This window comes from Streptomyces sp. QH1-20 (assembly GCF_041283565.1).
Classification (GTDB): Bacteria; Actinomycetota; Actinomycetes; order Streptomycetales; family Streptomycetaceae; genus Streptomyces; species Streptomyces syringius.
In genome coordinates this window covers 6,937,048-6,963,702 of record NZ_CP166299.1, presented here as the reverse complement: position 1 = coordinate 6,963,702, position 26,655 = coordinate 6,937,048, and the positions used below count along the sequence as shown (strand labels likewise).

The 26,655-nt window shown below is 73.5% G+C and carries 22 protein-coding genes; 7 read left to right on the top strand and 15 right to left on the bottom strand.

The window, feature by feature from the left end:
• Window positions 1-86: 86 nt before the first annotated feature.
• The 6 genes from AB8O64_RS31390 to AB8O64_RS31365 are packed head-to-tail and all read right to left on the bottom strand — an operon-like array spanning window position 87 to window position 6,395.
• A complete protein-coding gene (locus AB8O64_RS31390) occupies window positions 87-872 on the bottom strand; it encodes a class I SAM-dependent methyltransferase (RefSeq protein WP_370422892.1) in 786 nt (261 codons plus the stop codon).
• Window positions 869-2,119, bottom strand: a complete 1,251-nt coding sequence (locus AB8O64_RS31385) for an MFS transporter (protein WP_370422890.1) — start codon at window positions 2,117-2,119, stop codon at window positions 869-871. Before AB8O64_RS31385 ends, AB8O64_RS31390 begins: the two co-directional genes overlap by 4 nt.
• Window positions 2,103-3,239, bottom strand: coding sequence for a dipeptide epimerase (locus tag AB8O64_RS31380; protein WP_370422888.1), 1,137 nt, complete (start codon window positions 3,237-3,239; stop codon window positions 2,103-2,105). Before AB8O64_RS31380 ends, AB8O64_RS31385 begins: the two co-directional genes overlap by 17 nt.
• Entirely contained in the window at window positions 3,236-4,321 is a 1,086-nt protein-coding gene (locus tag AB8O64_RS31375; RefSeq protein WP_370422887.1) for a PLP-dependent cysteine synthase family protein, read from the bottom strand. Before AB8O64_RS31375 ends, AB8O64_RS31380 begins: the two co-directional genes overlap by 4 nt.
• Window positions 4,318-5,142: a Rossmann-like domain-containing protein gene (locus tag AB8O64_RS31370; protein WP_370422886.1), complete on the bottom strand. Its 825-nt coding sequence runs from the start codon at window positions 5,140-5,142 to the stop codon at window positions 4,318-4,320. Before AB8O64_RS31370 ends, AB8O64_RS31375 begins: the two co-directional genes overlap by 4 nt.
• A complete protein-coding gene (locus tag AB8O64_RS31365; protein WP_370422885.1) occupies window positions 5,139-6,395 on the bottom strand; it encodes an ATP-grasp domain-containing protein in 1,257 nt (418 codons plus the stop codon). The genes AB8O64_RS31370 and AB8O64_RS31365 overlap by 4 nt, the downstream gene beginning before the upstream one ends.
• 165 nt (window positions 6,396-6,560) lie before the next feature.
• On the opposite strand from AB8O64_RS31365, the gene AB8O64_RS31360 reads away from it, so the two are divergent.
• The 3 genes from AB8O64_RS31360 (at window position 6,561) to AB8O64_RS31350 (ending at window position 10,028) form a co-directional block, all read left to right on the top strand.
• Entirely contained in the window at window positions 6,561-8,075 is a 1,515-nt protein-coding gene (locus AB8O64_RS31360) for an alpha/beta fold hydrolase (RefSeq protein ID WP_370422883.1), read from the top strand.
• A 107-nt stretch (window positions 8,076-8,182) separates the two neighbouring features.
• Complete coding sequence (locus AB8O64_RS31355) at window positions 8,183-8,914, top strand: response regulator transcription factor (protein WP_370422881.1); 732 nt, start codon at window positions 8,183-8,185, stop codon at window positions 8,912-8,914.
• The gene (locus tag AB8O64_RS31350; RefSeq protein WP_370422879.1) at window positions 8,907-10,028 is read left to right on the top strand and encodes a sensor histidine kinase; all 1,122 of its coding nucleotides are present in this window, start codon (window positions 8,907-8,909) and stop codon (window positions 10,026-10,028) included. The genes AB8O64_RS31355 and AB8O64_RS31350 overlap by 8 nt, the downstream gene beginning before the upstream one ends.
• Before the next feature lie 247 nt (window positions 10,029-10,275).
• Here AB8O64_RS31350 and AB8O64_RS31345 read toward each other — a convergent pair whose 3' ends face one another.
• On the bottom strand, window positions 10,276-11,493 hold the full coding sequence (locus AB8O64_RS31345; protein WP_370422878.1) for an FAD-dependent monooxygenase: 1,218 nt from the start codon (window positions 11,491-11,493) through the stop codon (window positions 10,276-10,278).
• A gap of 317 nt (window positions 11,494-11,810) precedes the next feature.
• On the opposite strand from AB8O64_RS31345, the gene AB8O64_RS31340 reads away from it, so the two are divergent.
• Together AB8O64_RS31340 and AB8O64_RS31335 are read left to right on the top strand one after the other, a co-directional pair.
• Window positions 11,811-13,301: an APC family permease gene (locus tag AB8O64_RS31340; protein ID WP_370422876.1), complete on the top strand. Its 1,491-nt coding sequence runs from the start codon at window positions 11,811-11,813 to the stop codon at window positions 13,299-13,301.
• 92 nt (window positions 13,302-13,393) lie between these two features.
• Window positions 13,394-13,987 (top strand): Yip1 family protein, encoded by a 594-nt coding sequence (locus tag AB8O64_RS31335; protein WP_370422874.1) that lies wholly within the window; start codon window positions 13,394-13,396, stop codon window positions 13,985-13,987.
• 172 nt (window positions 13,988-14,159) lie between these two features.
• Here AB8O64_RS31335 and AB8O64_RS31330 read toward each other — a convergent pair whose 3' ends face one another.
• The 5 genes from AB8O64_RS31330 to AB8O64_RS31310 all read right to left on the bottom strand — a co-directional run bounded on the left by AB8O64_RS31330 (window position 14,160) and on the right by AB8O64_RS31310 (window position 18,662).
• On the bottom strand, window positions 14,160-15,365 hold the full coding sequence (locus AB8O64_RS31330) for a cytochrome P450 (protein ID WP_370422873.1): 1,206 nt from the start codon (window positions 15,363-15,365) through the stop codon (window positions 14,160-14,162).
• A 128-nt stretch (window positions 15,366-15,493) separates the two neighbouring features.
• Window positions 15,494-16,705, bottom strand: a complete 1,212-nt coding sequence (locus AB8O64_RS31325; protein ID WP_370422871.1) for an MAB_1171c family putative transporter — start codon at window positions 16,703-16,705, stop codon at window positions 15,494-15,496.
• Window positions 16,698-17,435 (bottom strand): hypothetical protein, encoded by a 738-nt coding sequence (locus AB8O64_RS31320; protein ID WP_370424029.1) that lies wholly within the window; start codon window positions 17,433-17,435, stop codon window positions 16,698-16,700. The genes AB8O64_RS31325 and AB8O64_RS31320 overlap by 8 nt, the downstream gene beginning before the upstream one ends.
• Window positions 17,436-17,440: 5 nt before the next feature.
• On the bottom strand, window positions 17,441-17,926 hold the full coding sequence (locus AB8O64_RS31315) for a helix-turn-helix domain-containing protein (protein ID WP_130881230.1): 486 nt from the start codon (window positions 17,924-17,926) through the stop codon (window positions 17,441-17,443).
• Window positions 17,927-18,278: 352 nt separating this feature from the next.
• The gene (locus AB8O64_RS31310) at window positions 18,279-18,662 is read right to left on the bottom strand and encodes a hypothetical protein (protein WP_370422870.1); all 384 of its coding nucleotides are present in this window, start codon (window positions 18,660-18,662) and stop codon (window positions 18,279-18,281) included.
• Between the two features lie 233 nt (window positions 18,663-18,895).
• Between AB8O64_RS31310 and AB8O64_RS31305 the strand changes: the two genes are divergently transcribed.
• On the top strand, window positions 18,896-19,837 hold the full coding sequence (locus AB8O64_RS31305) for a serine protease (protein WP_370422868.1): 942 nt from the start codon (window positions 18,896-18,898) through the stop codon (window positions 19,835-19,837).
• A gap of 101 nt (window positions 19,838-19,938) precedes the next feature.
• Here AB8O64_RS31305 and AB8O64_RS31300 read toward each other — a convergent pair whose 3' ends face one another.
• Both AB8O64_RS31300 and AB8O64_RS31295 read right to left on the bottom strand, forming a co-directional pair.
• The gene (locus AB8O64_RS31300) at window positions 19,939-20,706 is read right to left on the bottom strand and encodes a hypothetical protein (protein WP_370422867.1); all 768 of its coding nucleotides are present in this window, start codon (window positions 20,704-20,706) and stop codon (window positions 19,939-19,941) included.
• Window positions 20,706-21,965 (bottom strand): VWA domain-containing protein, encoded by a 1,260-nt coding sequence (locus tag AB8O64_RS31295; protein WP_361933563.1) that lies wholly within the window; start codon window positions 21,963-21,965, stop codon window positions 20,706-20,708. Before AB8O64_RS31295 ends, AB8O64_RS31300 begins: the two co-directional genes overlap by 1 nt.
• 145 nt (window positions 21,966-22,110) lie before the next feature.
• On the opposite strand from AB8O64_RS31295, the gene AB8O64_RS31290 reads away from it, so the two are divergent.
• A complete protein-coding gene (locus AB8O64_RS31290; RefSeq protein WP_370422865.1) occupies window positions 22,111-22,953 on the top strand; it encodes a DUF2690 domain-containing protein in 843 nt (280 codons plus the stop codon).
• A 73-nt stretch (window positions 22,954-23,026) separates the two neighbouring features.
• Here the strand turns inward: AB8O64_RS31290 and cobN are convergent, their stop codons facing one another.
• Window positions 23,027-26,635: a cobaltochelatase subunit CobN gene (cobN, locus tag AB8O64_RS31285; protein ID WP_370422863.1), complete on the bottom strand. Its 3,609-nt coding sequence runs from the start codon at window positions 26,633-26,635 to the stop codon at window positions 23,027-23,029.
• Between the last annotated feature and the right edge of the window lie 20 nt (window positions 26,636-26,655).

The window sequence follows — 26,655 nt, the reverse complement described above, 5'->3', positions numbered from 1 at the left end:
GTCCTCAATCGCCGGACGGGCTGGATTTCCAGCCCGTCCGGCGATTGAGGACCGGGGCCCGGGGCGAGCCCTGGTTCGGGAAGGGGTCAGGTCCGGCGGGCGACCACGTGCAGGCGGTCGCCATCCGCACTGCCCGTCGGCGCCGGGCCACCGGCCCGCCACGCCGGCTCCGTCCGCGGCCCCGGCCCGTCGTGCAGCTCCAGCACCGTGAAGCCGTGCGCGGCCAGTACGTACCGCAGTTCCTGGGGGAACAGCAGCCGCCAGGCGGACCGTTGCTCCACCGGTGGCGACCCGTCGTCGGTCGTCCAGACGCGGCGCCGGCACAGCAGTTGCGCGGCCCGGTCGACCCGCAGCCTCGTGACGTGGCGGTACGTCGTGCCCTGCCAGGTGAACGAACCGGTCGCCGGCGCGTCCAGCAGTTCCGTACTGCCCAGGAAGAACGCCCCGTTGCGCATTTCCGCGACGAGCAGCCCGCCCGGTGCGAGGGCCCGGCGGCAGGAGGCCAGCAGCCCGTCGAGGTCGTCGTTGGTGTGGCAGTACAGCAGGGCGCTGTCCAGGCAGACCACGGCGTCGAAGACCTGTGCGCCGAGGTCGAAGCGGCGCAGGTCGGCGCGGACGTACTCCGGGCCCCGGTGGTGGGCGCGGGCGTGGGCGAGCATCGCGTCGGACAGGTCCGCGCCGGTGACCTCGTACCCGGCCCGGTGCAGCCACGCCGCGTCGCGGCCCGTGCCGCAGCCGAGGTCCAGGACGCGGCGGCCGGCGGTGTGGGAGCGCAGGCAGTGGTCGGCCCAGCGGGCGGCAAGGTGGCCGGGGTCGGGGAATCTGGCCTCGTACAGCGCGGGGTGGTCGGTGAGGAGGTTGGGGTCGGTCATCGGGTGGCTCCCACGGGTTGCTGTGGCAGGACGCGCAGCCGGTGCAGCCAGGCGACTCCGCCCGCCGACGCGAGTCCGAGGGCGAGGCAGCAGGCCCAGGGCAGCCACGCGGCCCCGTCGCGGCCGCCCGCGTCCATCGCCCAGCCGACGACGGCGTTGCCGACGGCCGCCGCGATGCCGGAGACGACGTAGAAGATCCCGAAGTAGGTGCCGGTCAGCTCGGGGCGGCCGAACGCGGGGATCAGTTCCATCACGAACGGCTGGGCCACCATCACCCCGAGGTACAGCAGCAGGGCACCGCCCAGCACCGGCAGCAGTCCGAGGGCCGCCCGGGCCGCGCCGCCGGGTTCGGCGGTGCCCGTCACCACCATGGGCGGCAGGAACGCGAGTCCCATGAGGGTGAGCCCGGCGCCGATCCACTGCGTGCGGCTGCCCCGGTTCTTCAGCGCGCGGGTGACACGCAGTTGCAGGCCCAGGTTGGCGAGGGTGCCGACGAGGAAGACGATCCCGGCCGCGCCGTCCCAGCCGGTGGCCCGGCGGGCGCCGTCGGGCAGCAGGAGGTAGAGCTGGTTCTCCATGGTGAACATGCCGACCATGGCCAGCGAGAACGCCAGGAAGGCTCGGTTGGAAAGGACTTCCCGCCAGTCGGCGAGCACACTGCCGCCGGTGGGGGTGACCTCGCGGGCGGGCAGGACGAGCGCCTGGGCGACGGTCAGCAGGGCGAAGATGCCGGCGGCCGTGAGCGCGGAGGCGCGGAAGTCGACGAGCAGCAGGGCGCTGCCGAGCAGCGGGCCGACCAGGGCGCCGGTCGTCGCGAAGACGTTGAACAGGGCGAACGCCTCCGCCTTGCGCTCCCCCGCCTCCTGCGCGAGGTAGGCCCGTACGGCCGGGTTGAACAGGGCCCCCGCGAGTCCGCTGAGGACGGACGCGGCGAGCAGGATCGGCAGTCCGTCGCCGAGGGCGAAGAGGGCGAAGCCGACGGTGCGCAGCGCGCATCCGGCGATGATGACGCCGCGTGCCCCGAGCCGGTCGGCGGCCGAGCCGCCGACGATGAACAGGCCCTGCTGGCTGAGGTTGCGGACGCCGAGGACGATGCCGACGACGGCCGCGGACATACCGAGGTCCTGGCCGAGGTGGGTGGCGAGGTAGGGGATGAGCAGATAGAAGCCGGTGTTGACACCGAGCTGGTTGACCAGCAGAAGGCGGATCGCGAGCGGGAAGCCGCGTATCTCATGCCACGTGCGCACGGTGCGGTGTCTCCTTGGCGGGGCCGGGTATGCCGGGGGCGGGCGGGCCCGGGGTGGTCGTGGCTCCGGGCTCGGGAGCGGGCTCGGCCCGGCGCACGCCGAGGCCGGCGCGGTCGGCCGCCCGGACGGTCCCGTCGGTGCCGCCGATGCCCTGCCAGGGGTCGTGGGCGAGCAGCAGGTGGCCGTCGAGGTCGATCCAGCGGGCCCGGTCGGCGAGGTGGACGGCGGGGGCGATGCCGAGCGAACTGGCTGTCAGGCAGCCGAGCATGAGGTCGGTGCCGCTGCCCGCCAGTGCCTCGGCGATGCGCAGCGCGGCGTGGGGGCCGCCGCATTTGGCGAGCTTGACGTTGACGCCGTGCACCCGGCCGGCGAGGCGGCGGGCGTCGTCGAGGCCGACGGCGTCCTCGTCGGCGATGAGGGGCAGCGGCGAGGTCCGCGCGAGGCGGGCGAGGGCCTCGGGGTCGCCGGGGGCGATGGGTTGTTCCACGGCCTCGACGCCGAGTTCGGCGAAGCGCGGCAGCAGTCGTTTCGCTTCCGCGGTGGTCCAGGCGCCGTTGGGGTCGAGGAGCAGCCGGGCGTGGGGGGCTCCCTCGCGTACGGCCCGGACCCGGGCGAGGTCGTCGGCGGGGTCCGGCGAGCCGCCCTTGATCTTGATGACGGTGAAGCCGCTGTCCGCCAGGCAGCGGGCCCGCAGGGCGGCCCGTACCGGCGACGTGATCCCGATGGTGCGGGCGGTCGCGGCGACGGGCGGGGTCTGGGCGCCGAGGAGTTGGTGGACGGGGGTGCCCGCGCGCTTGCCGACGAGGTCAAGCAGGGCCGCGTCGACGGCGGCGCGTACGGCGGGCGGCGTGTCGAGGGGCAGCAGCGCGCCGTCCCGGGCCGCCGCCAGGGCGCTCTCCGGCTCGGCGAAGCGGCCGAGTTCCACCGCCGCCTCGCGCAGCAGCCGCCCGAGGGCGTCGGCGTCCAGCCCGTAGTAGACGCTGGCCACGGCCTCGCCGTGGCCGCGTGCCCCGCCGTGCTCGACGGACAGCCACACGGCGTCCCGGGCGTCCATGACGGACCGGGAGATGCGCAGCGGTTCGGCGAGCGTCAGGCGCGTGGTGTGCAGGGTGCTCTTCACGGGGTGCCTCCACAGGGGGTGGGTGCCGGGTCGGTCACCGTCCGGCACCGCGCCCAGCCCGTGGCCTCCGCCGCGCGGGGGTGCGGGATCTCCACGGGGCGGGTGACGGCGGCGGCGAGGTCGAGGCCGTGGGCGGTGGTGAAGTCGTCGTCGTAGAGCGTGCCGAGGTAGCGGTGCGGGCCGTCGGGGAAGACCGTGGCGACGACCGCGCCGGGGTGGACGCGGGCGGCCCAGGCGGCGACGAGTGCGACGGCGCCGGTGCTCCAGCCGCCGCTGACGAAGTTGGCGCGGGCCAGTCGGCGGCAGGCGCCGGCCGCCTCGGCGGGGCCGACCCAGTGCACCTCGTCGAAGGCGTCGTAGGCGACGTTGCGCGGGTGGATGCTGCTGCCGAGGCCGCGCATGAGGCGGGTCCGCGCGGGCTGGCCGAAGATGGTCGAGCCGGTGGCGTCGACGCCGATGAGCCGCAGGGCCGGCCAGTGGCGGCGCAGCGGTGCGGCGACGCCGGCGCTGTGTCCGCCGGTGCCGACGCTGCAGACGAGGATGTCGAGGTGGTCGAGCGCCCCGGCCAGCTCGGCGGCGAGCGAGGCGTAGCCGGCGACGTTGTCGGGGTTGTTGTACTGGTCGGGCCAGTACGCGCCGGGGTGCGCGGCCAGGACCTCGTGCAGCCGGGCCAGCCGTGCGGCCTGCCAGCCGCCCTCGGGGGCGGGCCGGTCGACGAGTTCGAGGCGGGCGCCGTACGCGCGCAGCAGCTGCCGCATCGAGGGTTCCAGCTCGGTGTCGCCGATGAGGACGACGGGGTGGCCGAGGGCCTGTCCGGCGAAGGCGAGGCCGATGCCGAGCGTCCCGGAGGTGGATTCGATGACGGGTGCGCCGGGGCGGAGCTCCCCGCGCTCCCGGGCGCCCATGAGCATGGACACCGCGGCGCGGGCCTTCATGCCGCCGGCGCCGAGTCCTTCGAGCTTGGCCCAGAAGCCGGGGTGCGGGAAGGGGAGTTCGGCGGTGACGCGGGCGAGGGGGGTGCGGCCGAGCAGGGCGAGGAGGTCACGGTTGGCCGGCGGCGCGGCCAGCAGCGCAGGGGTCATCGGATGCCTCCGTAGCGGTGGATCACGCCGGGTCCGCCGTCGAGCCAGAAGAAGGGGTAGGGCTCGGCGCACACCGCGCCGACGCCCGCGCCGAGCAGGCGTGGCAGGACGGCGCTGCCGGTCTGCGCGAACATCACCAGCGGCTTGTCGTGCCGGGCTGCGTGCTCGCGCAGCGCCTCGAAGGTGCCGTTGCCGAGGGTCATCCCGGAGGCGAGCACGGCGTCGCAGCCGGGGAGTTCGGCGAGCGCGTCGGTGCGGATCCGCTCGCCCCATTCGGTGGTGCCGCCCTTGAGGTCGCAGGGCACGTAGTCGACGCCACGCGCCCGCAGGGCCTCCATCAGGGAATTGACGACACCGACCACCAGGACCCGGCCGGGGGCGGCGCCCAGCAGGTCGACGACGCCGCGGGCCCGGGCCCGTGACTTGTGCAGCGAGCTGCCGGCGGGCAGCGGCCAGGGGCTCGCGCCGTGGGCGGGGGTGTGCGGGGCGACGTGCATCAGATAGGCGTCGAGGGCTGCCACCCGGACGGCCTGGACGGGGTGGGCGAGGAGGGTGGCGACGCTCGCGCCGACGCATTCCTCGATGGCGGCGGCGGGCAGCGTGCCCGGCTCGACCGCGCACGAGCCGACGGCTTCGCCGAGGCGCAGGCTCAGCACCTCGTTGCGGTAGCCGCCGCTGCGCCCGTCGTGGCGGACCGCCTGGCTGGTGGTGAAGGCGACGCTGATCCGCGCGTCCTGCGGGGACGGGCCGAACTCTCCGGCGCGTACCCGCTGTTCGAGGTCGGGGAGGGAGGTGGCGAGCGGGATGCCGGTCACGGTCACGGCTTCACCATCCGGGGACAGAGGCCGGCCAGGAGCCGCTCGACACGGTCGCGCGCACCGGGCCCGTCGGGGTCGGCGGCCATGACGTGGCCGAGGTAGTCGTTGTTGCTGCCGCTCGCCTTCACGGTGGTGCCGGGCCGGGCGAGATGCGTTTCCAGCACGCCGGGTTCGCCGTCGACGCCGTCGGCTCCGTCGATGGCCTCCAGCGTGCCGGGGGCCCCGGGGACGAGGAACCCGATGGCGGCGCTGCGCAGCCCGGTCTCGCGGGCGGTCAGGTCGGGGGCGAGCCCGAGGGCGACGTCCACGCAGGCGGCGGTGAGGTCGATACCGGTGACGTGGCGGACGAGTTCGGTGATGCGGTTGCCGGCCGGCCGGGGGTTGACCTCGACGACGCGGGGGCCGTCGGCGGTGAGCTTGATCTCGGTGTGGGCGACGAGGCCGTCGAGCCCGAGGGCGTCGAGGGCGCGCAGTGCGGTGTCGGCGGCGGCCCGGGCGGACTCCTCGGGGAGGTCGGCGGGGAACATGTGGCCGGTCTCGATGAACGCGGGTGCGCCGCTCACGCTCTTGTCGGTGACGCCGACGACGTGCGTCGTCCCGGCGAAGGACACGGTCTCGACGCTGACTTCGGGGCCTTCGAGCAGCTCTTCGAGCAGGACGACGGCCTCGCGTCGCTGCCCGCGGGCGTTGACGGGGAAGTCGGCGAGGGCGCGGTAGGCCCCGGCCAGCTCGCTCTCGTCGGCGACCTTGCGTACGTACATCCCGGCGCACAGGTCCACGGGCTTGAACACCAGGGGGTAGCCGAGGTCGCGGGCGGCCTCGGCGGCGGCCGCCCAGTCGGGGCAGAGCGCGAAGCGCGGGCCGGGCAGCCCGGCGTCGGCGAGGGCGCGGCGGGTGGCGTCCTTGCGGCAGGCGGCGGCGACGGCCCGCTCGGTCGGGCCGGGCAGGCCGAGGCGGGCGGCGATGCGGGCCGCGGTGGGGAGGTAGTAGTCGCAGGAGGTGATGACGCCGTCGAAGCGCAGCGCGGAGTGCAGCCGCTCGATGTGCGGGAGCAGCGTCTCCACGTCGTTGGTGTCGGCGGTGACGATGTTGCGGGCGGCGAGCAGCGGGTGGGCCGTGCCCTCGGGGGCGGCCCGCAGATAGTGGTGGAGGTCGCGGGTGAGGAAGGTGAACTCGTGGCCGCCTTCGCGGATCGCCCGTGGCAGAAGTCTGCTCATCGATCCGACCCAGCTCTCGACCATCAGCAGATGTCCCACAACTCTCCCTTGGGGTGGCGCTGTCCGGGAGCGGGGCATGCCGAGGAGAGCCCTCGGGGCCCGGGTCCCGTCTTGACTGAGCCCACACGTTATCGATAATCGTTTTCATTGTCATCTGTCGTTCCATCAGCCACTCGCGCCCCACTCACCTCGATTGCGAGCCACGTGAACCGCTCCACCCGACTGCCCGGCCTCCTCTGCGCCCTCGCCGCGACGAGTGCCGCCCTCGCCGTCCTGCCTCCCGTCAACCCGGCACGGGCCGACGGGGCCCCCGCCCGCTCCCCGCACTCCGGCATCCGCTTCGGCGCCTGCCCCGAGGCGGTACCGGCCCCGCCCGCCCCCGCCCGCGTCGAGTGCGGCTCGCTGGAGGTACCGCTGGACTGGGACCGCCCCGACGGCCGCCGGCTGCGCATCGCCGTCTCCCGGGTGCGCGCCACGGGCACCCCCGCCGAGCGCCGGGGCGTCCTGCTCGTCAATCCCGGCGGGCCGGGTGGCTCCGGCCTCCCCTACGCCGTGACCAAGCGCGCCAAGCTGCCCGAGCGGGTCCGCCGCGCGTACGACGTCATCGGCTTCGACCCGCGCGGCGTCGGCGGCAGCGCACCCGCCGACTGCGGCGCGATGGGCGGGCTGTTCCGCACCCCCGCCGCCGATCCCGTCCCGCGCGGCCGGGCGGCCGAGCGGAACCACCACAGCGCACTGCGCCGCCTCGCCGACGACTGCGCGGCCGGCGCGGGCCCGGCCCTGCCCCATCTGTCGACCGCGGCCACGGCCCGGGACATGGACGCGATACGGGCGGCGCTCGGCGAAGAGCGGATCGGCTTCCTCGGCGTCTCCTACGGCAGCTATCTCGGCGCGGCCTACGCGGCGCGCTTCCCGCACCGGACCGGCCGGATGGTGCTCGACAGCGTCGTCGGGCCCGAGAGCTGGTACGACTTCGACCTGCGCCAGGCCCGCGCGCTGCTCCGGCAGCGCGTGACCCTGCTGGAGTGGCTGGCCGCCCATGACGACCGGTTCGCGCTCGGCGGGAGCGCGCGCGAGGTCCGCGCGGCCTACGACCGGGTGCGGGCGTCCCTGGCCGCCCACCCGGCCGACGGCTTCGGCCCGGCCGAGTTCGACCGCGCGGTGTACCGGGCCCTCGGCCGCACCGAGCGCTGGGCGCCGCTCGGTGACGGGCTGCGCGCGTATCTGCGGGACGGCGCGGTCGAGGGGCTGCGCCCCAAGGCGCCCTTCGACGGGCCGGAGTCCCGCAACTACGAGGCCGCGAACCGCATCGTGAAGTGCGCGGACGGCCCCGGCCCCGCACCCGCCCGCGTCACCGCGGACCTCCGCGCGCTGCGCCGGCTCGACCCGTTCCCCGTCGTCACCGGCATCGAGGCCTCGGCCTGCGCGTACTGGCACCACCGCCCGGACAGCCGCACCCCGCTCGGCGGCCCGGCCACACCGCCCGTCCTACTGGTCGCGTCCGCACACGACCCCGTCACCCCGATCGAGGGCGCCCGGCGGCTGCGGCGCGAACTGCCCGGCTCCCGCCTGGTGACCCTGGCCGACGACTACTCGCACGGTGTCTTCGCCAGCCGGGGCAACGTCTGCGTGGACGACACGGTCGCCGCCTACCTCGTGGACGGCTCCGTACCGGCCGCGGACGTCCGCTGCGCGGGGCCGGGCCTGCCGACGGCCTGAACCGCCGGTGATCGCCCCCGCGCCCGATTCTTACGAAAGGAGGACGTCTTCCCTGGTGGGGCCCGCATCGTCGGGTGTTCGCCGCCCGACGGTGCGAGGCTTGCGGCATGCAGACCCCACCCCCCGCCCGTGTCCTCGTCGTCGACGACGATCCGACCGTCGCCGAGATCGTGACGGGCTATCTCGACCGGGCCGGTTTCACCGTCGACCGGGCCGCGGACGGCCCCACCGCCCTGGAGCGGGCCGCCGCCGCCCGGCCCGACCTCGTCGTACTGGATCTGATGCTGCCCGGCATGGACGGCCTGGAGGTGTGCCGCCGGCTGCGCGAGCGCGGGCCGGTGGCGGTCATCATGCTGACGGCACGCGGCGACGAGGACGACCGCATCCTCGGGCTGGAGGTCGGCGCCGACGACTACGTGACCAAGCCCTTCAGCCCCCGGGAGCTGGTCCTGCGGGTGGAGTCCGTACTGCGCCGCGCCCGCGCGCACGCCCCGGGGCCCCCGTCCGCGCCACCGCTGCGCGCCGCCGGGCTGGAACTCGACCCGGTGGGCCGCCGCGCCACCAAGGACGGCACCGCGCTCGCCCTCACGCTCCGCGAGTTCGACCTGCTGTCCTATCTGCTGCGCCACCCGGGCAAGGCGTGCGGCCGCGAGGAGCTGATGCGCGAGGTGTGGGGGTGGGAGTTCGGCGATCTGTCGACGGTCACCGTGCACGTACGGCGGCTGCGCGGCAAGGTCGAGGACGACCCGGCGCGCCCACGGCTGATCCGGACCGTGTGGGGCGTCGGCTACCGCTTCGAGCCGGCGGACGTCCCGGAGGGCGGGGGCGGCCGTGCGTGACGTCCTGCTGATCGCCCTCTTCGCCTTCCTGGGCGCGGCCGCCGCGGGACTGCTGGGAGCCCTCGCCCTGCGGGCCCTGCGCCACCGCTCGGTCCTGGTCTCCCTGGCCGTGGTGGCCGTGGTGTCGGTGGCGGCCATGCTCGCCGGGACGCTCGCCGTGGCCCGGGCGATGTTCCTGTCGTCCCACGACCTGACGGTCGTGACGACGGTCTGCGCGATGGCCGCCGTGGTCTCGCTCGCGACGGCGCTGCTGCTGGGCCGGTGGGTGGTGGCGCGCAGCAACGCCCTGACCGTGGCGGCCCGTTCCTTCGGTGAGGGCGGCAGCTTCGCCGCCCCCGGCGGCGGCTCCACGGCGGAACTGTCCGCGCTGGGGCGGGAGCTGGCCGCGACGAGCGAGAAACTCGCGCGGTCACGGGAGAGGGAGCGGGCGCTGGACGCCTCCCGCCGGGAACTCGTCGCCTGGATCTCGCACGACCTGCGGACCCCGCTGGCCGGCCTGCGGGCCATGGCGGAGGCGCTGGAGGACGGCGTGGCCGAGGACCCGCCGCGCTACTTCCGCCAGATCCGCACCGAAGTGGACCGGCTCAACTCCATGGTCGGCGACCTCTTCGAACTCTCCCGCATCCACGCGGGCGCGCTCCCGCTGAGCCCGAGCCGGATGTCGGTGTACGACCTGGTGGGCGACGCGCTCGCCGGGGCGGGCCCGCTGGCGCGCGAGCACGGGGTCCGCCTGGTCGGCGACCCGGTGGCCGAGGTCCCGGTGGAGGTCGACGGCAAGGAGATGACGCGCGTCCTCGGCAACCTCCTCGTCAACGCGATCCGCCACACCCCGGCCGACGGCACGGTCGCGGTGGCCGCGCGGCGGGGCACGGACGAGGAAGAGGACACCGTCGTGCTGTCCGTCACGGACGGCTGCGGCGGCATCCCCGAGGACGACCTCTCCCGCGTCTTCGACACGGGCTGGCGCGGCTCCCGGGCCCGCACACCACCGGCGGGCGCGGGCCTGGGCCTGGCCATCGTCCGCGGCATCGTCGAGGCCCACGCGGGCCGCGCCGCGGTCCACAACGTCCCCGGCGGCTGCCGCTTCGAGGTCGTCCTGCCGGCGGCGGGGTGACGCCCACCGGAGCTCACCGATGCGGTGAATCGAGCCGCCCGAAGGGGATTTTCAGCCCAGCCCCCACCGCCGACCGGCTCCCGCGCCATCCCGCTCCGCTCTCCTCAGCCCTGTTCACGCGGCGAGCGTGGCGCGCCGAAGCCAGCAGGGCCGGTCACCCGACGCCGTGGACGAAGCCGTGACCGCCGCCCGACCGACGACGCGGCAGCGCCCCCGGCTCCGCCGCGCCTCCACCACCGCGCCGCGGTCAGCGGCTCGGCATCGCCTGGCCGCCGAAGCCGCGGCCGCCGTCGGCCGCGTCCCGCCACCAGGCGTCGATCGCGTCCGGGTCCATCGCCGGCCAGTCCGGCGTCCGCTGGACCTGTGCCCGGCCCAGCCGACGGGCCAGTTCGACCGCCGCGCGGCCGGAGGGGGTGCGTTCGGCGTCGTACGCGGCGACCGCCTCGCCCCAGGTGGCGGCCGAACGCAGGGAGCGCTCCAGCACCGAGGCGTCCTGCAGCGCCTTGACCGCGCCACCGCCGGCGTGCGGGCGGGCGACGGCGGCCGCGTCGCCGAGGAGGGCGAGCCGGTCCTCCCCGAAGTGCGGGACGATGAGGTCGTAGATGGGCTGGACCTGCGTCTCGGCCTCGGGGGTGCGTCTGATGACCTCCTGCCAGAAGGGCGGGAAGTACTTCTCGATCACCTCGGTGTGACCGGCGATCAGCTCCTGAGGCACCGCACCCGGCGGCAGGCTCGTGGGGTCCTCCAGCGTCAGCCCCGCCGCAGCCGGCGGGGCGGCGTAGAACACCCAGTTGGCGGAGACGCCCCGGCCGCCGCGGCCGGGGATGCGGTAGGCCATCAGATGACCACCGGGGAAGCCGACGGACGTGGCGGCCTCCTCGGGCCAGGCCGTGTCCGGGCCGGGCAGCTGTTCGGCGGGCAGGGCGCCGCGCCAGGCCAGATACCCCGCGTACACGGGCACCGTGGCCGCGCGGGTCGCCGCCCGGACGACCGAGCGGTAGCCGTCCGCGCCGACGACGAGGTCGAAGCGCTCCTCGCTCCCGTCGGCGAACCGCAGCGTGGCGCCGTCGGGCTCGGACAGCACCCGCTCGACGGCCGCCCCCTGGCGGTAGGTGACGGACGCGGGTATCCGGGCCCGTAACTCCTGCCAGAGCGATCCCCAGTTGTACGAGCGGAACGGGAAGGGCACCGCGCCCACCGTCCGCCCGGCCCGCTCCGCGCCGTCCCTGACGACCCAGGGCCGGTGGGTGAGGCGCACCCAGGGGATGTCCGCGTCGATGTACCCGGCGGCCTCCATCTCGGCGTACCGGTCGTCGTGGACGGCGAGGCCGACTCCCCGGTCCTCGAGCCGGCCGGCCGCCCGTTCGTAGACCACGACCTCGTCGGCTCCGGCCCGTGTCGCGGCGAGCGCGGCGGCACAGCCCGCCACGCTCCCGCCGACGACGGCCACGCGTCCTTTGCGCATTGACGATCCCGTTCCTCTCCCGGCCCGGGACGGCACAACGGCTCCCCCGGACCCTCGTTCTGTACCCGGACCACCGACGTGATCCGTGGAGTGCCCAGCGGGCTCCCCCGTTCGTGGTCGAGTCTGCTCAACTTCTCTTCCGCGCGCTCCCGTTTTCACCGTGACCTGCGACTCGTTGTGCGCCGAACGGGCGGTGGCACCGAGTCCGCTTCGTGCGGCGGTGTCCATGTGGTGGACGCGTCGGGCGAGCCGGTGCTACGCACACCCTGAGCGCGTCGCGCGGACCGCAGGCACCGGCACGAGAAAGGGCTGACCGCATGGCAGACACGGAAGACGAGCCGGGCCGACGGGTCGGATTCGTCCGTCGCATCGGGCTGTTCCAGGCCACCGCCCTCAACATGAGCCAGATGTGCGGCATCGGCCCCTTCGTGACCATCCCGCTGATGGTCGCGGCGTTCGGTGGGCCGCAGGCCGTCATCGGGTTCGTGGCGGGCGCGGTCCTCGCGCTGGCGGACGGGCTGATCTGGGCCGAGCTGGGGGCCGCGATGCCGGGGGCGGGCGGCAGTTACGTGTATCTGCGGCAGGCGTTCCAGTACCGCACCGGAAAGCTGATGCCGTTCCTGTTCGTCTGGACGGCGATGCTCTTCATCCCGCTCGGCATGTCCACGGGTGTCATCGGCTTCGTGCAGTATCTCGGCTATCTGTGGCCGGACATGGGGCAGACGCAGGGCGATCTCGTCGGGCTGGCCGTCGTCGCGCTGATCATCGCGGTGCTGTGGCGGCGGGTCGAGAACATCGCGAAGATCACCGTCGTGCTGTGGTGTGTGATGATCACCTCCGTCGTCCTCGTCATCGTGGCCGCCTTCACCCACTTCAGCCCCGAGCGGGCCTTCACCTACCCGGCCCACGCCTTCGAGCTGACGACCAATCACTTCTGGATCGGCTTCGCGGCGGGCCTGACCATCGGCATCTACGACTACCTCGGCTACAACACCGCCGCCTACCTGGGTGCCGAGATCAAGAACCCCGGACGTACCCTGCCGCGCGCCATCGTCTTCTCCATCCTCGGCATCATGGGCATCTATCTGCTGCTCCAGATCGGCACCCTGGGCATCATCGACTGGAAGCAGATGCTCGACCCCGACTCGACGGCGTCGAGCTCCGTCGCCTCCGCCGTCCTGGAGAAGGCGTGGGGAAGGACGGCGGCCAATACGGTGACCGTGCTGATCCTCGTCACGGCGGTCGCCTCGGTCTTCGCCGGTCTGCTCGGCGGCTCCCGCGTCCCGTACGACGCCGCCCGGGACAAGGTCTTCTTCCGCCCGTTCGGCAAGCTGCACCCACGCCACCGCTTCCCGGTGCTGGGGCTGGTGACGATGGGCGTGCTGACCGCCGTCGGCTTCCTGATCGGCCGCCACACGAATCTGGCGACCCTCATCCAGCTGCTGACCGCCGTCATGGTGATCGTGCAGGCGCTCGCCCAGGTCGCCGCCGTGACCGTGCTGCGCCGCCGTCAGCCGACGCTGCGGCGCCCGTACCGGATGTGGCTCTACCCGCTGCCGAGCATCGTCGCGCTCGTCGGCTGGCTGGTGATCTACGGCTACGCGGACAAGAACTCCCCCGGCCGGCACCCCATCGAATGGTCCCTGGCCTGGGTCGCGGCCGGCTGTGTGGCCTTCGTGCTGTGGGCGCGCTACGAGAAGGTGTGGCCGTTCGGACCACGGGAGATCAACGAGGAGTACCTCCGGGGCGCCGACCCGGACACCGACCCCGACAGCGACCCGGACCCCAAGGAGCCGGTGGCGCTCTGACCCCGCGCTCGGCCCGCGTAACCGCTCCCCCGTTCGGCCCCGTCGCCGCCTGCGCACCGGCGGCGGGGCCGAACGGTGATAAAACGGCACCCATGCCTGTGACCTCCGCTGTCCCCCCGTCCACCGCCACCGCCCCACGGCGCAAGCTGTTCTGGCACCGCCTCATATTCGGGCTCTGGTTCCACCCCGTCGAAGTGCTCGACGAGGCGCGGGACCGGAGCGTCTGGGGGGCCGCCGCGTTTCTGTGCCTGCTGTGCGGAGCACTCGGAACGCTGGCCAAGGACTCGTTCTGGGGGCAGTGGCGGGTCGACCGCACGCTCGCGCTGGAAGCCATGGGCATCGCCTCGGTCGTGGTGCTCTTCGCGAGCCTGCTGCTGGGGGTCGTCACCCACGCCATCGCCCGGCGCCTCGGGGGCAACGGAAAGTTCGGCCCGACCGTCGGGCTGTTCGTCGTCCTGTTCTGGGCGACCGATCTGCCGCGGCTGATCCTCGACACCTGGCTGGCGGGCGACACCGCGCCGGTACGGGCCGCCGCCTGGATCACCTCGGCCTACGGCTACGCGCTCGCGGCGCTGCTGATCCGCGGCCAGCACCATCTGCCCACTCACAAGGCGGTCGCGGCGGTGAGCATCCAGATGCTGGCGGCCGTGGCCCTGCTCAAATTCCCCTACGGAAACGGCGGCTGAGGCCGGCCCCGGTGGCGTATCCGTCCCGCGCCGGCGCCGCCCCGGTCCCGTACGGATCCGGAGACATCGAAGGCCCGCCCGGTGCGACGGGGGATGCACACCGGGCGGGCTCGAGGACAGTTCTACCTCATCAAGGATGGGTTATGCACCAAAAACCTGTTCGGCTTGTCGATTACCAGCGAACGGGGAGCGAAATCAGGCCACGCGCGCGCACCGTCGGACGCCACCTCAGCTCCTCGCGCGGCACATCGAGCGCAAGTCCCGGAAAACGCTCCAACAGCACGGCCAGCGCGGTCTCCATCTCCATCCGGGCCAGCGGCGCGCCCAGGCAGTAGTGGATCCCATGGCCCAGCGTGAGCTGCCCGGATCCCTCCCGTCGCAGGTCAAGGCGGTCGGGGTCGGAGAATTGCCGGGGGTCGCGGTTGGCGGAGGCCAGCGAGAGCAGCACGGTCTCACCGGCGGGCACGACCACCCCGCTGATGTCGACGTCCTCCAGCGGGAAGCGCCGGATCGCCAGCGGAGCGGGGCCTTCCCAGCGTCCGAGCTCCTCCACGGCCCTTCCGAGACCGTCCGGATTCTTTCGCAGCTCGCGCAGCTGTTCGGGATGGTCGAGCAGGGCCAGGACGGCATTGGCGATGAGATGGACGGTGTTCTCGTAGCCGGCGAAGAGGATGAGGAACGCCAGGGACGTCAGCTCGTCCTCGGAGAGCCGGTCGTCGCCGGCACCGCTCTCCTCGTCCCGGGCCGCGATCAGGTCGGAGAGCAGATCGTCGGCGGGTTCCGCGCGCTTGCTCGCGATGAGCCCGGCGAAGAAGCGCATCATGCTGCCGACGGCCTGCTTCGTGAGCTCGGGCCGCGCGCGGTCCGGGGTGATCAGGGCATCGGTCCAGGCCCGGAAGTCGTGCCGGTCCTCCTTCGGGATGCCGAGGAGGTCGCAGATGACGGTGATGGGCAGCGGGCCGGCGTAGGCGGTGAGCAGATCCGCGCGCCCGTCGGCCTCGACGGCGTCGAGGAGTTCCCCGGCGAGCGCGCGCACCGGCTCGCGGAGCTTGTCGACCCGGCCGGTGGTGAAGGCCTTCACCACCAGGCGGCGCACCCGGGTGTGGTCGGGCGGGTCCATGTTGAGCAGGTTGGCGTCCAGCGCCGGGGGCAGCGCGAAGCCGCTGTAGTTACCGGGCAGGGCGTTGCGCCTGTCCAGCGAGAAGCGGGGATCGGCGAGGGCCCGGCGCACGTCGTCGTAGCGGGTCACCAGCCAGGCGGGCCGGCCGTCGTGGCCGGTGATCCGGTGGGCGGGAGCCGCCTCGCGGAGCTCGGCGTTGGTGCCGTGCGGGTCGGCGATCAGCCGTTCGGTGACGTCGGGCGGGGTGGGGTTCTGCATGGCATCCGATTCCGGTAGGGAGCGCACCGGCGGCGCTGGATCCGTACGGTCGTACGGATCCAGCGCCGGCCTGTGTCGCAGGCGGCCTTGACCCCCGTCCATGGCCGCCTCGTCTGTGGGGCCCGCTGTCATAGCAGGCGGGCCGAGCAGGACTCGCGCAGTTCGGTGAGCACCTCGTCGACCATCGGGTCGTGGTAGACGTCGGCGACGCGCGCCAAGTGCTCGTGTTCCTCGGCCGGATCGGCGCTGACGGTGACCACCACGCTGTCGGCGTGCGGCGTGGGCACGTGTCCGGTGATCTGGTTCGCCAGGCCCCGGCGCAGGGCCGCGGCCTCCACCACCGCGGCGAGCCGGCGGTCGTCCAGCGCGGCGGCGGTCGCCTTCCGCCGGGCGATGACGAGGGTCTCGGGCTCCACGTGGCGCCGGATGCCGCGCTGGATGTCGCGGATCTCCGCCATCTGGCGGTTGGCCCGCCACTCCAGGTCGGCGACCGGCCAGCGCCGGCTCCAGCGGGACTCCCCGATGGTGACCTCGGGGGCGTGCTCGGTGACGGCCCGCCACAGCGGGCCGAGCCGGCGCAGCCGACGCCAGGCGGCGGCCCGGGGGCCGACGGCGGGCAGCGAGAAGCCGAGGAGGACCAGCAGGGCGGCCACCGAGGCGCTCATCGGCGCGACGCCGTTGGAGAGCCAGTACATCTCGTGGCCGGCCCAGCTGAGCACGAATCCGACCAGCTTGCAGGCGCAGTACAGCAGGCCGAGCCAGCAGCCGGCGGCCAGCGTCCGCAGGCCCTTGGCGAGCCAGGAGCGGCCGAGTTGGGCCGCGTAGCGCGGGCACAGGGTGCCGAGCCCGGCGAGGCTGACGCCGAAGATGGTCAGGTACAGCACCAGGAAGGCGACGACACCGGGCGCGTCGGCGTAGGCGGTGGAGAAGTCCCGGGGGTGCTCGACGGCGTCGGGGCGGCCGACGGCGAAGCAGACGATCGCGGCGGTCCAGGCCACGGCCACCGTGATCACGGCGAACCGGGACCGGGCGGCCGCACGGGCCCTGGCCGCCTCGTCGCCCCGGCCGGTCCAGCGCAGCAGCAGCACCGTGGCACCGGAGGCGAAGAGCACGACCGCGGAGTACAGGAAGACCATCGCCAGATTCGCCACGCCCGTCAGCCGGTCGAACGAGCGGTAGACGCTGGGCGCGGAGAAGAGGAAGACGATGGGGACGCCCGAGGTCATGAGGGCGGTCAGGCCGAGGTCGGTGTTGCCGCGGTCACGGAACCAGGCACGGGCCTTGTAGCCGACGATGGCCCAGGCGACGGCGCTGAAGGTGAGGTAGAGGGCGTCAAACACCGGCGTCCCCTCCCCTGCCGTCCGTGGCGTCACCGCGGTCGTCGGTGCCGTTGCCGGGCGCGGAGCCCGTACGGGTGTCGTCGCGCGGACCGATGCCCGTCTCGGGGCGTACGGCGCCCCCTTCGCGCAGTTGGCGGCGTACGTGCTGGAGCGCGGGCCCCAGCGAGGCGGCGAGCTCGGCCGCCTGGCCCTCCAGCGGCAGGTCCTGGCCGGGCGGCGGGGGCACCACCCGCTCCATGAGGAGGGTGCCGAGGATCTCGGTCTCGCGCTCGGTGAGGTTGTCGTAGCAGTGGTGGCGGGCGAGGCCCATGGTGAGGCCCATCCGGCGCATGGCGGTGGCCACGTCGACCGACGGCGTCCACATCTTGAGGGCGTCCTCGGTGACGGCCGGGTCCTGGTCGTGGCCGAGGATCAGGTGCCCGATCTCGTGCAGCACGATGTGCACCTGGTGCCAGGGCGAGGTCTTCTGCTCGTAGAACACCCAGTACGCGTCGTCGGTGGTGGCCGTCATGCCCGAGACGACCCCGTCCAGGCTCATCGGCACCAGACGGATGGGCCGGCCCACGCGGCGCGCGACGACGTCGCACATGCCCTGGAGATCGGTCGACGCGGGCAGCGCCAGCTCATGGATGAGCTGCTTGCACCGTCGCCGTATCCGCCCCACACGCATGCTTGCACCGTCCTCGTCCTCGGAACGCCGCCAGGTATAGAAGAGCCGGTCATCCGCCATGACGGTCACGGGCGTCCGTCACCACCCGCGTCGGGCGGGTCGGCGGGCAGATTCATCTGCTGCCGGAACTGACAGATGATCGTGGTGAGGCTGTCCTGCACTTCCGGCGGCAGACCCACCGAACGCAGGGCGATGCCCCTGACGCGCTGATCCCTCATGGCGACGAGGAACCGGACCTCCTCCTCGACCCGCGCGGCCTGGGAGGCCGAGAGGTCGCCCATCAGATAGCCGACCGGCACGGCGAAGAACTTCGCCAGCGCCCGCAGCACATCCGGGCTGGGGTTGGCCCGCCGGCCGTTGCGCAGCATCGACAGATACTGCTCGGTCAGCGTGATCCCGCCGTACTCCTCGGTCCCGCGGCTGATCTCCTCGGCCACGTGCCCGTTGGTGTACGGCGCCCCCGGCGGATGCATGTTCGCGAACAGGTAGTTGAGCCGCTCCGCGAGCGGGCTGCCCACGTCACCTGCCGACCTGTCGCCCCCGACTGCCATCTGCTCCGTCCTTCGGACTCTTCCTCCACGGCGCCTCACGGCCAGTTAAGCCCGCCCCGGCCGCGATAGGCATCCTGCCACGGGAAGAACGCCTTGCACTAGTCCACCCTTCAGGAAAGGCAGGTCCGCGACTTAACCAGGAGTTGATGGACCGGTGAACAAGCTGGTCGACGAGGAAACGCCGGGGGCTTCGGGCACATTCCGCGGCCGAATTTTGACGGCGGCCCCGCGGCCGGACTTTTCGGGCATGCCGAAGAGCGCCCTCGCGGTCACGCGGGGCGTACGGCCGGCACGGCGGTGCCGACGGGTGGCTGCGCGGGGGCCACGACCTCAGCGGCCGTGGCCGACTACGCTAGTTGGACGTCCAGGTGATGTCCCTGCCCTGGACCAGATGGCCGACCTGGGCGTTGCCGGAAACGGTGTTGTTCACCTGGCTGTTGTCGACGCTCAGGTGCGGCCGGGCGCTCTCGGCCCAGGCCCGGAACTCCGCGGCGAAGCCGGGGTTCTGGAGTGCCTGCGCGAAGAGCAGCGCGGACAGCGACTGAACCTGCTCGTCGTCCTCGGGGTCGAGGGGAAGCAGGGCCGTGGCGCTGTCGTCGTCCCGCCCCCGGCCGAAGGTGCGGCGGGCGAGGTCCACGAGGGAGCCCCACGCCTGGCGCCCCGCCTCGGTGCCGACGGACCCCGCGGCGGCGGTCACCGCGGTGGTGATCGCGCCCAGAGACAACGGATCGACCATGAGTCAACTCCCCACCCTGCAGTCAAAATTTTCGCCCGGACACATCGCTCGGACACATCCCGGCCGCGACAGGTTACCGCTCGGCCTTGTTCGAACGGGTGACGTCGTCCCGTGTGTCGCGTGTCTCGCTTGCGCGACCCGGTGATGTCACGCTCGCCTCGTACGTGTCGGCACTCCCGTACGCCCGTCCGTCATCGGCGTATCGGCATCGGCGTTCAGAGAGGAACCCGTTCATGGACAGACGATTCGCCCTGCGCGGCCTCGCGACCCTGTTCCTCGGGCTGCTGGCCGCGGCGCTGCCGGGCCCGGCCGCGCTCGCCACGACCGCGGGCAGCACGCCCGCGGCGATCGCGGCCGCCTCGGCCGACGCCTACTGGACGGCCGAGCGGATGGCAGCCGCACAGCCGGTGACCGCGGGCGGGAAGCGGCAGCCGGCCGCCGTGGGCGCACCGGTGCCGCCCAGCCGCCCCTTCGACGGACTTCCGCAGGTGGGTACCTTCTTCTGGACCGACGGGCAGAACGTGGGCCGGTTCTGCGGCGGGACGGTGGTACGCAGTCCGCACCGCGATCTCGTGGTCAGCGCCGCGCACTGTCTGCGCTCGCCGAGCGCGAAGCTGCGGCTGGCGTTCGTGCCGCAGTACCACGACGGCCTCAAGCCGCACGGCGTCTTCCCCGTCGAGCTGATCTACATCGACCAGCGCTACTACGACCTCGGTACGGGCGCCGGTGCCCGCTGGGACTACACGGTGGTCCGGGTCGGTGCCCGCGCGGACGGCAAGCAGGTGCAGAGCGCCGTCGGCGGCTTCGACCTGCTGCCCTACGCGGGCTACCGGCACGAGGACGTGCGACTGATCGGCTACCCCGGCAACAGCGACGCCACGTACCCCAAGCCCCTGGACTGCCGCTCCGCCACGCACCGCTACACCAGCACGGATCCGGGCGCGCCGGGTGACTTCCTGGAGATCCCGTGCGCGGGCTATGTGGGCGGTACCTCGGGCGGGCCGTTCCTGGTGCGCGGCCCGGCGGGGTACGCGCTGATCGGCGTCATCGGCGGTTACCACACGGGCGGTGACACACCGGACATCTCCTACAGCTCGTACTTCACCCGCGATCTGCTCGCCCTGTATCTGCACGCCGTCCACGGCGATCCGCCCGCAGGTCCCAGGCCCGTGTGAACAGGCCCGTGTGAACAGGTCCGTGTGAACGAGCCGCGTAACGGGACGCGCCCGTGGTCACGAGGACCACGGGCGCGTCGGGGTGGGTGAACCGCCGGGACTCAGCTCCCCGCGGGGGGACGAGTGGTCCAGCGGGGCCGTCGGGTGAGGGTGTACCCGCCGATTGCCGCGAGGGCGCCGAGCACGGCGCCTCCCACGGTCCACACCCAGCGGTCCGAGAACCAACCGCCGTTCCAGCCGCTCTCGGGTTCGGAGACGGCCGCCGCGTGCAGCGGGGCGCCCAGCTCGCCGCCCTCGGCGCGCGGCCCGCCGGCGTCGTTCGCCGTCGCCTCGACCTCGGCCCGTACGGGCTGCCCGAGGTCCTCGTCGGGGATGTCGGTGACGGTGAGCCTGATGTAGTACGCCCCGGGGAGCGGGTCGTTGGCCCAGCGCTCGGACCAGGGTCGTACGGTCCGCAGGTGGCAGGTCACGGTCACCGTGGCGTCCTGGGCCGACGCCTTGTCGGTCGGCACGCCGGAGGCGCACGCCTGACGGCGGCGCAGCCCGTCGAAGACGTCCAGCTGCCAGGTGGCCGAGCCGTGCCGCGCGGACGATTCCGGCAGCTTCACCGTCGCCTTGACGATCGGCTGCTGGCCCGCCCCGGCGGGGAACTGCCAGTAGAGGTAGTCACCGGTGGATGCGTCGGCCGTGGCCTTCTGGCCCTGCTTGACCGCCGTCGCGGTACGGAAGGTGGTGCCGGCCTCGGTGGGCGCGTCGCGCTCGGTGGTGGAGGGGCTCGGGCTCGCGTCGTCCGCCGTGGCGGCCGTCGCGGAGGTGAACAGGGCGGCCGCGGCGAGCAGCACGGAGGTCAGCACTCGTGTCGTACGCATCAGTTCGTCCTCCACACCGAGACACGCCAGCGGGACAGCCAGCCCCAGAGCAGACCGGCGATCAAACCGGTCACGGCCAGCACGACCAGCAGCACCCAGCCCCGGCCGAGGCCGAAGGCGGCCAGGTCGGAGGGGTCGTCCGGGGCGTCGACGAGGTCGACGGCCAGTTCGACGGGGAGCCCGGGGTCACGCTTGACGGAGGCGGGGGCGGAGAAGGAGTGCGAGACCTCCAGGCAGACGGTCCGCGCCTGCTTGTCCTCGCCCTTCTTCCCCTCGGCGATGGGATAGCGCAGGCCCGCCGACATGACATCGGTCCGCCCGCTGCCCGCGTCGGTGCCGCGCACCAGCTCCCGGCCGCTGTCGTCCACGGCGCGCACCAGCACCCCGTAGTCGGGGTCGACCGCGCGGTCCGCGCCGACGCTCACCGAGGTGCGCAGCTCCTGGCCGGGGGTCACCTTGACGCGGTACCAGCGGTGCTGTCCGAAGGTCGAGCGGTCGGTGTAGAGGCCGGCCCCGAGTTCGGGCGCCTTCGCGCACTCGGCCGCGCCCTGGGTCGCCTTGGGCGTCTCGACGGGGTCGGCGGCGCGCCGTACGAGCTGCTTGATGCGGCCGGACAGCTCCTTGGTGTGCCGCACGGTGGTGTACGTCCCACCGGTGGCCTCGGCGATGCAGCTGAGCTGCTCGCGGGTCTTGTCGTCGTGGGCCAGGCCCAGGGTGTCGACGGTCAAGTGGGTTCCCTTGGCGGCCAGTTCACGGGCCACGTCACAGGGGTCGGGCTGCCCGCAGGAGTCCTCGCCGTCGGTGATGAGCACGATCCTGCGCGTACCGCCCCCGACGTCGAGGTCGGCGTCCGCGCCGCGCAGCGCGTACCCGATGGGCGTCCAGCCCGTGGGCCGCAGCGTCGCGACGGCCGCCTTGGCCTCGGTCCGGTTCACCGGCCCGACGGGGTACAGCTGCTTGCTGTCCTTGCAGCCCAGCTCCTTGTCGTCACCGGGATAGTTGGCCCCGAGGGTACGAATGCCGAGCCGCACGTCGTCCGGAACGGCGTCGATCACCTCGTTGAACGCCTGCTGGGCCGCCGCCATGCGCGACTGCCCGTCCACGTCCCGGGCGCGCATCGAGCCACTGACGTCGAGGACGAGCTCGACCTTCGGGGAGTTCTTCGAGGGTTCGTCGGCGGCGTTCGCCGGCGCGGTTCCCGCGGCCAGGGCGGCGAGCAGGGCACACGCGCCCGCCGCCAGCCGTTTTCTGATGATCATCCAAATGATCCTAGTGAGCGCCGGGCGGCAGCCCCAAAACGGGAGGCGCGGGAGCGGGCCGCCGGGACCGCGATACCGGCGACCGGCGCTGCCCACCACGTCGCATCCGTTGTCCCCGGCCCCCGCCGCGGCGAGGATGAAGGGTATGGGGAGTCCGGGGGAGTCGGCGCCGCACGGGGTACGGGACGCCGCCGAGTTCGTCGCTGCGATGCGGGAGCTCAAGGCGCGGTCGGGGTTGACCTACCGGCAGTTGGAGGAGCGGGCGGCCGCGCGGGGGGACGTGCTGGCGCGCAGTACCCTGGCCGACGCGTTGCGGCACGACGCCTTGCCGCGTGTGGAGACGCTCACGGCGTTTCTGCGCGCCTGCGGGGAGGAGCACAATGCCGGGGCCTGGCTGGAGGCCCGCAAGCGGCTCTGCGCCGCGGATGCGGCTCCTCCCGGCGGGCCGGACCGTGAGCGTCCTTCCCGGTGGCGCACCCGGTCGTTCCGCGTCGCGACGGCCGCCGCGGTGGTGGTGCTGCTGGCGGCCGGAGGTCTTGCCGGGGCGCGGTACTTCGACAGTCGGGAGCCGGACGGGTCGTCCGCCGCCGGTGAGGTGCAGCGCTGCCGGAACAGCACGTGCAAGGGGAAGGATCCGCAGGACTTCCAGTGTCTCGGTGACGCCGAAGTGGCCTCGGCCGTCAAGAGTGCCGAGGGGCTGATCCACCTCTACTACAGCGCGGACTGCCAGGCGTTGTGGGCGGGAGTCGGTTCGGCCGCGGACAAGGTCGTCTCCGTCTATGTGAAATCGGGCGAGGGAGACGCCCTGTCCCTCAAGCGTGACCGGCTGCTGCGGAATCCCGGGCTGCCCGGATCGGCGCGCACCCCCATGCTGCCCTCGAAGGGGCTGCCGCGGCATGCCGAGGTCTGTGTCACCTACCCCGGCATGGAGGCGTGTACGGGCAGCGACGGCATGAGCCGAGTGAAGCCGTACCCGTCCGCCTCGTAGCCCCCCTTGTCCGCGACGAAGACCTCCCCATCGCGGGGAGGTCTTCCTGCGTCACCGTGGGGTGGCCGCGGGCCTACTCCTCGCCCTCCAGGTTGCCCTCGGTCTCCAGGAACGCCTGGCGCAGCCCCTCCAGCGTCTCCGCGTCCGGCTTGGCCCACATGCCGCGGCTCTCCGCCTCCAGGAGGCGCTCGGCGATGCCGTGCAGGGCCCAGGGGTTGGCCTCCTGGAGGAAGGCGCGGTTCTCCGGGTCGAGGACGTAGGTCTGGGCGAGCTTGTCGTACATCCAGTCCGGGACGACGCCGGTGGTGGCGTCGTAGCCGAACAGGTAGTCCACGGTGGCGGCGAGTTCGAAGGCGCCCTTGTAGCCGTGGCGGCGCATCGCCTCGATCCAGCGGGGGTTGACGACGCGGGCGCGGAAGACGCGGGAGGTCTCCTCGACCAGGGTGCGGGTGCGGACCGTCTCCGGGCGGGTGGAGTCGCCGATGTACGCCTCCGGGGCCTTGCCCTTGAGGGCCTTCACCGTGGCGACCATGCCGCCGTGGTACTGGAAGTAGTCGTCGGAGTCGGCGATGTCGTGCTCGCGGGTGTCGGTGTTCTTCGCCGCGACCGCGATGCGCTTGTAGGCGGTCTCCATCTCCTCGCGGGCCGGGCGGCCCTCGAGTTCACGGCCGTAGGCGTAGCCGCCCCAGACGGTGTAGACCTCGGCGAGGTCGGCGTCGGTGCGCCAGTCGCGGCTGTCGATGAGCTGGAGCAGACCCGCGCCGTAGGTGCCGGGGCGGGAGCCGAAGATGCGGGTGGTGGCGCGGCGTTCGTCGCCGTGCTCGGCGAGGTCGGCCTGGGCGTGCGCGCGGACGTAGTTGTCGTCGGCGGGCTCGTCGAGGGCGGCGGCCAGCCGGACCGCGTCGTCGAGGAGGCCGATGACATGCGGGAAGGCGTCGCGGAAGAAGCCGCTGATGCGCAGGGTGACGTCGATGCGGGGACGGCCCAGTTCGGCCAGGGGGATCGGCTCCAGGCCGTTGACCCGGCGTGAGGCGTCGTCCCAGAGCGGGCGGATGCCCATCAGGGCGAGGGCCTCGGCGACGTCGTCGCCGGAGGTGCGCATCGCGCTCGTGCCCCACAGGGACAGGCCCACCGACTTCGGCCAGTCGCCGTGGTCGGTGCGGTAGCGCTGCAGCAGGGAGTCGGCGAGGGCCTGGCCGGTCTCCCAGGCGAGCCGGCTGGGCACGGCCTTGGGGTCGACGGAGTAGAAGTTGCGGCCCGTCGGGAGGACGTTGACCAGGCCGCGGAGGGGCGAGCCGGACGGGCCGGCCGGGACGAAGCCGCCGTTCAGGGCGTGCACCGCGTGGTCGATCTCGTCGGTGGTGGCGGCCAGGCGGGGTACGACCTCGCGGGCGGCGAAGTCGAGGATCGCGGCGACCTGTTCGCCGTGCTCCCGCGCCACGGCGGCGATCGCGGCCGGGTCCCAGTGCGCGTCCTCCATGGCCTGGACGAGCGCACGGGCCCGCTCCTCCGCCTCGTCGGCGGTGGTGCGGGTGGCGGCGGACTCGTCGAGGCCGAGGGCCTCGCGCAGGCCCGGCAGAGCCTGCGTGCCGCCCCAGATCTGGCGGGCGCGCAGGATCGACAGGACGAGGTTGACGCGTGCCTCACCGGTGGGCGCGCCGCCGAGGACGTGCAGACCGTCGCGGATCTGGGCGTCCTTGACCTCGCACAGCCAGCCGTCGACGTGCAGCAGGAAGTCGTCGAAGCCGTCGTCGTCCGGACGGTCGTCGAGGCCGAGGTCGTGGTCGAGCTTCGCGGCCTGGATGAGCGTCCAGATCTGGGCGCGGATGGCGGGCAGCTTGGCCGGGTCCATCGCGGAGATGGACGCGTACTCGTCGAGGAGCTGCTCCAGGCGGGCGATGTCGCCGTAGGACTCGGCGCGGGCCATCGGCGGCACGAGGTGGTCGACGAGGGTGGCGTGGGCGCGGCGCTTGGCCTGGGTGCCCTCGCCGGGGTCGTTGACGAGGAAGGGGTAGATCAGGGGCAGGTCGCCGAGGGCGGCGTCCGGGCCGCAGGCGGCGGACAGGCCGGCGTTCTTGCCGGGCAGCCACTCCAGGTTGCCGTGCTTGCCGAGGTGGACCATGGCGTCGGCGCCGAAGCCGCCGTCCGCCTGGGAGGCGGCGATCCAGCGGTAGGCGGCGAGGTAGTGGTGCGAGGGCGGCAGATCGGGGTCGTGGTAGATCGCGATGGGGTTCTCGCCGAAGCCGCGCGGCGGCTGGATGAGGATCAGGAGGTTGCCGCGGCGCAGCGCCGCGAGAACGATGTCGCCCTCGGGGTTGGCGCTGCGGTCGACGAACATCTCGCCGGGCGCCGGTCCCCAGTGCTCCTCGACGGCCTCGCGCAGCTCGGCGGGCAGCTCGGCGAACCAGCGCCGGTAGTCGGCGGCCGGGATCCGGACGGGGTTGCGGGCGAGCTGCTCCTCGGTGAGCCACTCCTGGTCGTGGCCGCCGGCCTCGATGAGGGCGTAGATCAGCTCGTCGCCGTCGCCGGACGCGAGGCCGGGGACCTCCTCCGTGCCGAAGTCGTAACCCTCCTCGCGCAGTCGGCGCAGCAGCGCCACGGCGCTGGCGGGGGTGTCGAGCCCGACGGCGTTGCCGATGCGGGAGTGCTTGGTGGGGTAGGCGGAGAGGACGAGCGCGAGGCGCTTGTCGGCCGCGGGGATGTGGCGCAGCCGGGCGTGGCGCACGGCGATGCTGGCGACGCGGGAGGCGCGCTCGGCGTCGGCCACGTACATCGGCAGGCCGTCCTCGTCGACCTCCTTGAAGGAGAACGGGACGGTGATGAGGCGGCCGTCGAACTCGGGTACGGCGACCTGGGTGGCGGCGTCGAGCGGCGAGAGGCCCTCGTCGTTCTCCTCCCAGGCGCTGCGGGGGCCGGTCAGGCACAGGGCCTGGAGGATCGGTACGTCGAGCGCGGCGAGGGCGCCGGCGTCCCAGGACTCGTCGTCGCCGCCGGCCGAGGCGGCCGCGGGCTTGGTGCCGCCCGCGGCGAGGACGGTGGTGACGACGGCGTCGGCGGTGCCGAGCGCCTCGATGAGCTCCGGCTCGGGGGCGCGCAGCGAGGCGACGTACAGCGGCAGGGCGCGGCCGCCCGCGTCCTCGATCGCCCCGCACAGGGTTTCCACGAAGGCGGTGTTGCCGCTCATGTGGTGGGCGCGGTAGTAGAGCACCGCGATGAGCGGGCCGCTCGCGCCGGGCTTGGGGGTGCGCTCCAGCGGGCCCCAGGTGGGGGCGGGCGCGGGTGCCTCGAAGCCGTGTCCGGTGAGCAGCACGGTGTCGGAGAGGAAGCGCGCGAGCTGTTCGAGGTTGTCGGGCCCACCGTGCGCGAGGTAGGCGTGGGCCTCGGCGGCGATGCCGATGGGGACGGTGGAGGCCTCCATCAGCTGGGCGTCGGGCGCCTGTTCGCCGGTGAGGACGACGACGGGGCGGTCCCCGGCGAGCAGCAGGTCGAGGCCCTCCTGCCAGGCGCGGATGCCGCCGAGGAGGCGGACGACGACGAGGTCGGTGCCGTCCAGGAGGGCGGGCAGGTCGTCGAGCGCGAGCCGGGCGGGGTTGGCCAGGCGGTACGGGACCGGGCCCCCGTGAGCGGCAGCCGCGCGGGCGCTGAGCAGGTCGGTGTCGGACGTCGACAGGAGAAGGATCACGCGGCGCTCCCCAGGGCATC

Excerpts from the sequence above, each read along its gene's own strand:
- AB8O64_RS31330 (WP_370422873.1), bottom strand. The coding sequence starts at position 15,365 with ATGCAGAACCCCACCCCGCCCGACGTCACCGAACGGCTGATCGCCGAC.
- AB8O64_RS31355 (WP_370422881.1), top strand. The coding sequence starts at position 8,183 with ATGCAGACCCCACCCCCCGCCCGTGTCCTCGTCGTCGACGACGATCCG.
- AB8O64_RS31340 (WP_370422876.1), top strand. The coding sequence starts at position 11,811 with ATGGCAGACACGGAAGACGAGCCGGGCCGACGGGTCGGATTCGTCCGT.
- AB8O64_RS31290 (WP_370422865.1), top strand. The coding sequence starts at position 22,111 with ATGGGGAGTCCGGGGGAGTCGGCGCCGCACGGGGTACGGGACGCCGCC.
- AB8O64_RS31375 (WP_370422887.1), bottom strand. The coding sequence starts at position 4,321 with ATGACCCCTGCGCTGCTGGCCGCGCCGCCGGCCAACCGTGACCTCCTC.
- AB8O64_RS31295 (WP_361933563.1), bottom strand. The coding sequence starts at position 21,965 with ATGATCATCAGAAAACGGCTGGCGGCGGGCGCGTGTGCCCTGCTCGCC.
- AB8O64_RS31305 (WP_370422868.1), top strand. The coding sequence starts at position 18,896 with ATGGACAGACGATTCGCCCTGCGCGGCCTCGCGACCCTGTTCCTCGGG.
- AB8O64_RS31320 (WP_370424029.1), bottom strand. The coding sequence starts at position 17,435 with ATGGCGGATGACCGGCTCTTCTATACCTGGCGGCGTTCCGAGGACGAG.
- AB8O64_RS31310 (WP_370422870.1), bottom strand. The coding sequence starts at position 18,662 with ATGGTCGATCCGTTGTCTCTGGGCGCGATCACCACCGCGGTGACCGCC.
- AB8O64_RS31315 (WP_130881230.1), bottom strand. The coding sequence starts at position 17,926 with ATGGCAGTCGGGGGCGACAGGTCGGCAGGTGACGTGGGCAGCCCGCTC.
- AB8O64_RS31300 (WP_370422867.1), bottom strand. The coding sequence starts at position 20,706 with ATGCGTACGACACGAGTGCTGACCTCCGTGCTGCTCGCCGCGGCCGCC.
- AB8O64_RS31345 (WP_370422878.1), bottom strand. The coding sequence starts at position 11,493 with ATGCGCAAAGGACGCGTGGCCGTCGTCGGCGGGAGCGTGGCGGGCTGT.
- AB8O64_RS31390 (WP_370422892.1), bottom strand. The coding sequence starts at position 872 with ATGACCGACCCCAACCTCCTCACCGACCACCCCGCGCTGTACGAGGCC.
- AB8O64_RS31335 (WP_370422874.1), top strand. The coding sequence starts at position 13,394 with ATGCCTGTGACCTCCGCTGTCCCCCCGTCCACCGCCACCGCCCCACGG.